This window comes from Geodermatophilus sp. SYSU D01176, assembly GCF_054050015.1.
Window position 1 is genome coordinate 56,522 of the sequence record NZ_JBJGYN010000027.1, and the last position, 6,898, is coordinate 63,419.

The 6,898-nt window shown below is 77.6% G+C and carries 7 protein-coding genes; 3 read left to right on the forward strand and 4 right to left on the reverse strand.

Annotated elements, in window-relative coordinates:
• Positions 1 to 10: 10 nt before the first annotated feature.
• Positions 11 to 931 carry a homocysteine S-methyltransferase gene (gene mmuM, locus ACI78Z_RS15390; protein ID WP_457037408.1) on the reverse strand — a complete coding sequence of 307 codons (921 nt, stop codon included), beginning with the start codon at positions 929 to 931 and terminating at the stop codon, positions 11 to 13.
• A 62-nt stretch (positions 932 to 993) separates the two neighbouring features.
• Here mmuM and yidD point away from each other — a divergent pair, with 62 nt between their 5' ends.
• Positions 994 to 1,479 carry a membrane protein insertion efficiency factor YidD gene (gene yidD / locus ACI78Z_RS15395; RefSeq protein WP_457037409.1) on the forward strand — a complete coding sequence of 162 codons (486 nt, stop codon included), beginning with the start codon at positions 994 to 996 and terminating at the stop codon, positions 1,477 to 1,479.
• Positions 1,480 to 1,507: 28 nt separating this feature from the next.
• Positions 1,508 to 1,948, forward strand: a complete 441-nt coding sequence (gene arfB / locus ACI78Z_RS15400; RefSeq protein WP_457037410.1) for an alternative ribosome rescue aminoacyl-tRNA hydrolase ArfB — start codon at positions 1,508 to 1,510, stop codon at positions 1,946 to 1,948.
• A gap of 149 nt (positions 1,949 to 2,097) precedes the next feature.
• Here the strand turns inward: arfB and ACI78Z_RS15405 are convergent, their stop codons facing one another.
• The 3 genes from ACI78Z_RS15405 to ACI78Z_RS15415 form a co-directional block, all read right to left on the reverse strand.
• Positions 2,098 to 3,318: an RNA polymerase sigma factor gene (locus ACI78Z_RS15405; protein WP_457037411.1), complete on the reverse strand. Its 1,221-nt coding sequence runs from the start codon at positions 3,316 to 3,318 to the stop codon at positions 2,098 to 2,100.
• Between the two features lie 4 nt (positions 3,319 to 3,322).
• Entirely contained in the window at positions 3,323 to 3,673 is a 351-nt protein-coding gene (locus ACI78Z_RS15410; RefSeq protein WP_457037412.1) for a YciI family protein, read from the reverse strand.
• Between the two features lie 96 nt (positions 3,674 to 3,769).
• Positions 3,770 to 4,408 (reverse strand): GNAT family N-acetyltransferase, encoded by a 639-nt coding sequence (locus tag ACI78Z_RS15415; RefSeq protein ID WP_457037413.1) that lies wholly within the window; start codon positions 4,406 to 4,408, stop codon positions 3,770 to 3,772.
• 115 nt (positions 4,409 to 4,523) lie between these two features.
• On the opposite strand from ACI78Z_RS15415, the gene ACI78Z_RS15420 reads away from it, so the two are divergent.
• On the forward strand, positions 4,524 to 6,898 hold a 2,375-nt coding region (locus tag ACI78Z_RS15420; protein WP_457037414.1), incomplete at its 3' end, for a molybdopterin oxidoreductase family protein.

Genomic DNA, 6,898 nt, shown 5'->3' on the forward strand with positions numbered 1-6,898 from the left:
CGCCGGACGATCAGCTCAGCTGGTCATCGGTGGTCAGCGCGGCGGCGAGTGCTGCGACGGCCGCCGGGCCGACGCGGCAGCAGCCGCCGACCAGCCGGGCCCCGGCGTCCACCCAGGTCAGCGCGTCGGCGGGGGAGAGGCCGGCGGACCCGGTCCAGCGGCGGCCGGCGGCGTCCCACCGTTCCCCGCTGTTCGGGTAGACGACGACGGGCTTGCCCGAGACGGTGGCGGCGGTCACGGCTGCGAGGACGCCGTCCGGGTCGGTGCAGTTGACGCCGACCGCCACCACGGCGTCGACCTCGCGGGCCATCGCGAAGACCTCCGCCGCCGGCTCGCCGCGGCGGGTGCGCACGACGCCGTCGCCGTCCACCACCGTGGTGAGCGACAGCCACACCGGCAGACCGAGCATGTCGGCCTCCTCCAGCAGCGCCTCCGCCTCGGCGGCCGCCGGGACCGTCTCGCAGGCCAGGACGTCGGCACCGGCCTCGGCCAGCCACTCCATGCGCGGCCGGTGCCACTGCCGGAGCCGGTCGACGCCGATCTCGTCGGCGTAGCCGCCGGTGTACTCCGACCCGTCCGCGAGGGCCGCGCCGTAGGGCCCCACCGACCCGGCGATCCACGCCTCCGGGGCGCCGCGCTCGGCCAGGTGGACCGAGCGGACGACGAGCCGCCGGGCCTCTGCCGCGTCCAGCCCGGCAGCGGAGAGCCCCTCCACCGACACCTGGTAGCTGGCCGTCGTCGCCACCTGGGCACCGGCGGCGGCGAAGGCGGTGTGCGCGGCGACGACTGCGTCGGGGTCGTCGAGCAGCAGCCGTGCCGACCACAGCGCCGAGGACAGGTCGTGCCCCTGCGCCTCCAGCTGGGTGGCGAGGCCGCCGTCGAGGACCACGGTCCCGACGGCCAGCGCGGTGGCGAGGGGGAAGTCGGGCATGCCCCGATGGTGCCCGCCCGCTCGGCCTGCGGTGCCCGCCGGCCACCCCGAGGATCGTCGCCATGGTGTTCATCTGGAGCAGCGGCTGGGGCCCGCGACGGCGCCGGCACGGACCGGGGTACGGCCGCCGCTACGGCCCGCGGTACGGCTACGGCTACCGGCCGCGCCGCGGGTACGACCGCGACGGCTCGTGCCTGCGCGACCTGCTGCTGCTGAACACCGGGTGCTGTCTGGCCAACGCGGTCGGCTGCGGCGTCGAGGGGCTGTTCCTGGTGCCGACGACGGCGCGGCACGTGCACGCGGCCGGCACCGGACGGCGCGGCGCGCGGGTGCGGGACCGGCTGGTGGCCGCCGTCCGGGTCTACCAGCGCGAGGTCAGCCCCACGCGGCCGCCGTGCTGCCGGTTCGAGCCGACCTGCTCGGCCTACGCCGTCCAGGCGCTGGAGCGGCACGGTGCCGGACGCGGCAGCTGGCTGACCCTGTGCCGCCTGGTGCGCTGCCGGCCCGGCGCGGCCGGCGGCCCGGACCCGGTGCCCGCCGCCGCCTGAGCGGACCCGCGCCGCCAGACTGGGGGACGTGGCCGCCACCGATGACGCCGCCGGGGACCTGCCGGTGACCCGGTCCCTCGTCGTGCCCGCGGCCGCGCTGCACTGGCGGTTCTCCCGCTCGTCGGGCCCGGGGGGGCAGAGCGTGAACACCGCCGACTCGCGGGTGGAGCTGTCGGTCGCGCCGCTCGAGCTCCCGGATCTGAGCGACGTCCAGCGGCAGCGGGTGACCGAACGCCTGGCCGGCCGGCTGGTCGACGGCGTGCTGACCGTCGTGGCCGGCGAGCACCGGCAGCAGCTGCGCAACCGGCAGGCCGCGCGCGAGCGGCTGGCCGCCGTCCTGCGCGCGGCGCTGGCCCCGCCGCCCGCGGCCCGCCGGCGCACGAGGCCCACGCGCGGGTCGCAGGAGCGGCGCATCCAGGCCAAGAAGCAGCGCGGCGAGCTCAAGAAGCAGCGCCGTTCCTGGGACTGAGCCGCGCCCACCCGGCTGGGGTCCACCGACCTCGTCGGACCAGGACCCGCTGCCCGCTACCCGAGGACGGAGGTACCCCCGCGAACCTCCGTCCCTGCTTCCACCTGTGAGCAAGGGCGGAGGTTCGCGAGGCCGCCGGTGGCCGTGGGTCAGTCGGCGACCTGGGACCGGCGGCGTTCGAGGAACGCCCGCTCGCGCTCGTTGCCGGCGAGCGCGAGCGCCGCGTCGTACGCCGCGGCGGCCTCTGCGGCGCGGCCCAGCCGGCGCAGCAGGTCGGCGCGGACGGCGGGCAGCAGGTGCGAGCGCGGCAGGTCCAGTTCCTCCACCAGCGCCAGCGCCGTCGCGGGCCCCTCGACCTCGGCCACCGCGACCGCCCGGTTGAGCGCCACCACCGGGCTCGGGGTGAGGGCCAGGAGGTGGTCGTAGAGCGCGAGCACCTGACCCCAGTCGGTGTCCGCGGCGGTGGCGGCGTCGCTGTGCACCGCCTGGATGGCGGCCTGCAGCTGGTAGGGCCCCGGGGCGCCGCGGCGCAGGCAGCGCCGCACCAGCTCCTGGCCCTCGGCGACCAGGTCGGCGTCCCACCGCGACCGGTCCTGTTCGGCCAGCGGCACCAGGGACCCGTCCGGCGCGACCCGGGCCGGCCGGCGGGACTCGCTGAGCAGGACCAGCGCCAGCAGGCCCAGCACCTCGGGCTCGTCGGGCATCAGCCCGGCCAGCTCGCGGGCCAGCCGCACCGCCTCCGCGCACAGGTGGGTGCGCACCAGCCGGTCGCCGGCCGACGCCGTGTGCCCCTCCGTGTAGACCAGGTAGACGACCGCGAGGACGCCGGCCAGCCGGTCGGGTAGGTCGGCCTCCGCGGGCACCCGGTAGGGGATGCGGGCGTCGCGGATCTTGTTCTTGGCCCGCACCAGCCGCTGCGCCATCGTCGCCTCGGGCACCAGGAAGGCGTGCGCGATCTCCGCGGTGGACAGGCCGCCCACCAGGCGCAGCGTCAGCGCCACGCGCGCGGCCGGCGCGAGCGCGGGGTGGCAGCAGGTGAACAGCATGCGCAGCCGGTCGTCGCGCACGGCGCCCTCCTCGGGCGGGGGTCCGGGGTCGGCGAGCAGGGCCGCCGCGCGGTACCGGTCGGTGCGGGTGGACTCGCGGCGCAGCCGGTCGATGGCCCGGTTGCGGGCGGTGGTGACGATCCACCCCGCGGGGCTGGGCGGCACGCCGTCGGCCGGCCAGCGCTGCACGGCGGTGAGGAAGGCGTCCTGCACCGCCTCCTCGGCGGCGTCGATGTCGCCGAGGAGGCGGGTGAGGACGGCGACCGCGCGTCCGTAGGACTCCCGGAAGACCGCCTCCACCTCCGGCAGGCGGACGTCGGGCACCGCGTCAGAGGCCCTGGTTCGCGACCGGTCGGACCTCCACCGGCAGGGTGGTCGCCCGGGCTACCTCGCGTCCCCAGGCGAGGGCCGCGTCGAGGTCCTCGGCCTCGACGATCGTGAAGCCGCCGACGTGCTCCTTGGCCTCGACGTAGGGGCCGTCGGTGACCACGAAGTCCTCGCCGGCGGGGCGGACCACGGTGGCGGTCTCCGGGGCGTGCAGGCCGGCGGCGAAGACCCAGGCGCCCGCGGCGCGCATCCGCTCGGTCACCGCGGCGACCTCACGCATGATCGGGTCGAGGACCTCGGGCGGGGGCACCGGGCCGTCGGGCTGGATCAGGCTGAGCAGGTACTGCGGCATGGCGATCTCCTCGGGTCCAGCGGCCGGCACCGTACCGGCCGCTCACCCCCTGTACGAACGAGCCCGCGCCGGATCGACAGGTCCCGCGACACGTCTTCAGGACGCCGGCGGGCGCACCAGCAGCCAGAGCGACAGGGCGCCGTCCGAGCTGTCCATCGCGCGGTCGACCTCGAAGCCGAGCCGGCGCAGGAACCGCACCCCGGCCCAGGTCGGGACGACGGTGGCGGCCGGGAGCCCGGCGGCGTCGCAGCGGTCGAGCGCCGGCTGCAGCAGCGCGGTGCCGAACCCGCGGCGCCGGCTGCTCGGCCGGGTGGCGAGGTGGGACAGCCACCAGTGCGGGCCGGCCGGGCGGGCGGCGTCGACCAGCTCCCGCGTCCGGCGGACGGCGTCCCACCGGGAGCCGGCGATGTGCGGCAGCTCGGTGGCCAGCGCGGTCCGGACGTCGTCGGGCAGCGGCCGGGTGCCCGGCGCGCCCGCGGGCGCCTCCCAGGTGGCGACGGCGGTGACGTCCTCGGTCACCCACCCGGTGCCGGACGAGACCGCGCGGTGGCCGGCGTCGAGCTCGGCCAGGCGGGTCAGCCGCTGGATCCGGCCGTCGTCCGGCAGCGCCCAGCGGGCCCACCGCGACGTGGACAGCGCCAGGGTGAGGGTGGCGGCGATCCGCGGCACGTCGCGCTGCTCGGCGGGGCGGACCGACGGGACGCCGAGGTGCACGGAGATCACGCGGTCGGCCACCCGGCCAGCGTAGGCACCGCCTAACAACAGCCGCCGGGACGCCGTGAGGCCGACGGAACGCAGGCTTGACGTCGATGCCGCGGCCGGGAAACCGCCGCCCCGGAACCTCGTCGGCGTGACCGCGACCGCCCTGCCCGGAGTGCTCGCCGGGGCCGGCCCGCGCACCCGGACGACGCAGACCCACTGCCCGTACTGCTCGTTGCAGTGCGGCGTCACGATGACCGCCGGCGACCGCCCGGCGACGCTGCAGCCGGCCGACTTCCCGACCAACCGCGGCGGCCTGTGCTCCAAGGGCTGGTCGGCGACCGAGCTGCTGGACCACCCCGAGCGGCTGACCCGCCCGCTGGTCCGCGCCGTCCCCGGCGACCGCACCAGCCCGCTGGTCGAGGGGAGCTGGGACGTGGCGCTGGACCGGGTCGTCGCCGCGATCCGGCACACCCAGGCCGCGCACGGCCGGGACGCGGTCGGCTGCTTCGGCGGAGGTGGGCTGACCAACGAGCAGGCCTACCAGTTCGGCAAGTTCGCCCGGGTCGCGCTGCGGACGAGCGCCATCGACTACAACGGCCGGTTCTGCATGTCCTCGGCGGCGGGTGCCGCCAACCGCGCGTTCGGCCTCGATCGCGGCATGCCGTTCCCGCTGGCGGACATCGCCGCGGCCGACGTCGTCGTCCTGGTCGGCTCCAACCCGGCCGACACCATGCCTCCGGCGATGCAGTGGTTCGACGCCGGCCGGGAGCGCGGCGCCCAGCACGTCGTGGTGGACCCCCGCCGGACGGCGACCGCGCGCAACGCAGCGCTCCACCTGCAGCCGCTGCCGGGCACCGACCTGGCGCTGGCCAACGGGCTGCTGCACATCGCGATCGCCGAGGGGCTGGTCGACGAGGCGTACGTCGCCGCGCGCACCACCGGTTTCGACGACGTCCGAGCCGGGCTGGCCGCCTACTGGCCCGACCGCGTGGAGCGGCTGACCGGCGTCCCCGTCGCCGACCAGCGCCGCACGGTGTTCGCGCTGGCGAGGGCGGCGCGGGCGATCGTGCTGACCGCCCGCGGCGCCGAGCAGCACCGCAGCGGCACCGACACCGCCCAGGCGTGGATCAACCTGGCGCTGGCCCTCGGGCTGCCCGGCCGGGAGGGCAGCGGCTGGGCGACCGTCACCGGCCAGGGCAACGGGCAGGGCGGCCGCGAGCACGGGCAGAAGGCCGACCAGCTGCCCGGCTACCGGAAGCTCGCCGACCCCGCCGCCCGGGCGCACGTCGCGGCTGTCTGGGGCGTCGACCCCGACGACCTGCCGCAGCCGGGCCCCTCGGCCTTCGAGCTGCTCGACGCCCTCGGCACCGACGGCGGCGTGCGCACGCTGCTGGTGCTCGCCTCCAACGTCGCGGTGTCCGCGCCCGACGCCCGGCGGGTGATGAGCCGGCTGCGCGACCTGGACTTCCTCGCGGTCAGCGACTTCTTCCTGTCCGAGACCGCCGAGCTCGCCGATGTCGTCCTGCCCAGCGCCATGTGGGCCGAGGAGGACGGCACGATGACCAACCTCGAGGGCCGGGTCCTCCGCCGTCGGCGCGCGCTGGAACCGCCCGACGGCGTCCGCGACGACCTGCAGCTGCTCGCCCAGCTGGCGGAGCGACTGGGCGTGCCGGGCTTCAGCGGGGACGCCGAGACCGTCTTCGCCGAGCTCGGCCGGGCCAGCGCCGGGGGAGCGGCCGACTACTCCGGCATCAGCTACCGGCGGATCGACGGAGAGCAGGGCGTCTTCTGGCCCTGCCCGGCGCCGGCGGACGGCGGCCCGCAGCACCCCGGCACCCCGCGGCTGTTCCTCGACCGCTTCGCCACCCCCGACGGGCGGGCGCGCTTCGTCCGCGTCGAGCACGTCGAGGCGCACGAGCGGCCCGACCGCGAGTACCCCTACGTGCTCACCACCGGGCGGGTGCTGGCGCAGTACCAGTCGGGCACCCAGACCCGCCGGACCAGGAGCCTGCAGCTCATCGCCCCGCTGCCGCGCGCCGAGCTGCACCCGGATCTCGCCCGCCGCCTCGGCATCGGCCCGGACGACGTGGTGGAGCTCGCCACCCGCCGCGGCCGGGCCCGCTTCTCGGCGCACCTGACCGACGACATCCGCCCCGACGTCGTCTTCGCGCCCTTCCACTGGGGCGGGGGCTCCAGCGCCAACGCGCTCACCGACCCCGCCCTCGACCCGACGTCGAAGATGCCGGCCTTCAAGGTCTGCGCGGTCGCCGTCACCCGCGTCGCCGGCCCGGTCGAGCGGCTGCCCGCGCCGGACGCCGCCAGCCAGCCCGAGACCCACCCCCACCGACAGCCACCCGCCCGCACCCCGCTCCAACCGGCCCGTACCCCACCCCCTGGGGGGGGGGGGGGGGGGGGGGGGGGGGGGGGGGGGGGGGGGGCGGGGGGGGGGGGGCCGGGGGGGGGGGGGCGCCGCGGGGGGGCGGGGGGGGGGGGGGGGGGGGGGGGGGGGGGGGGGGGGGGGGG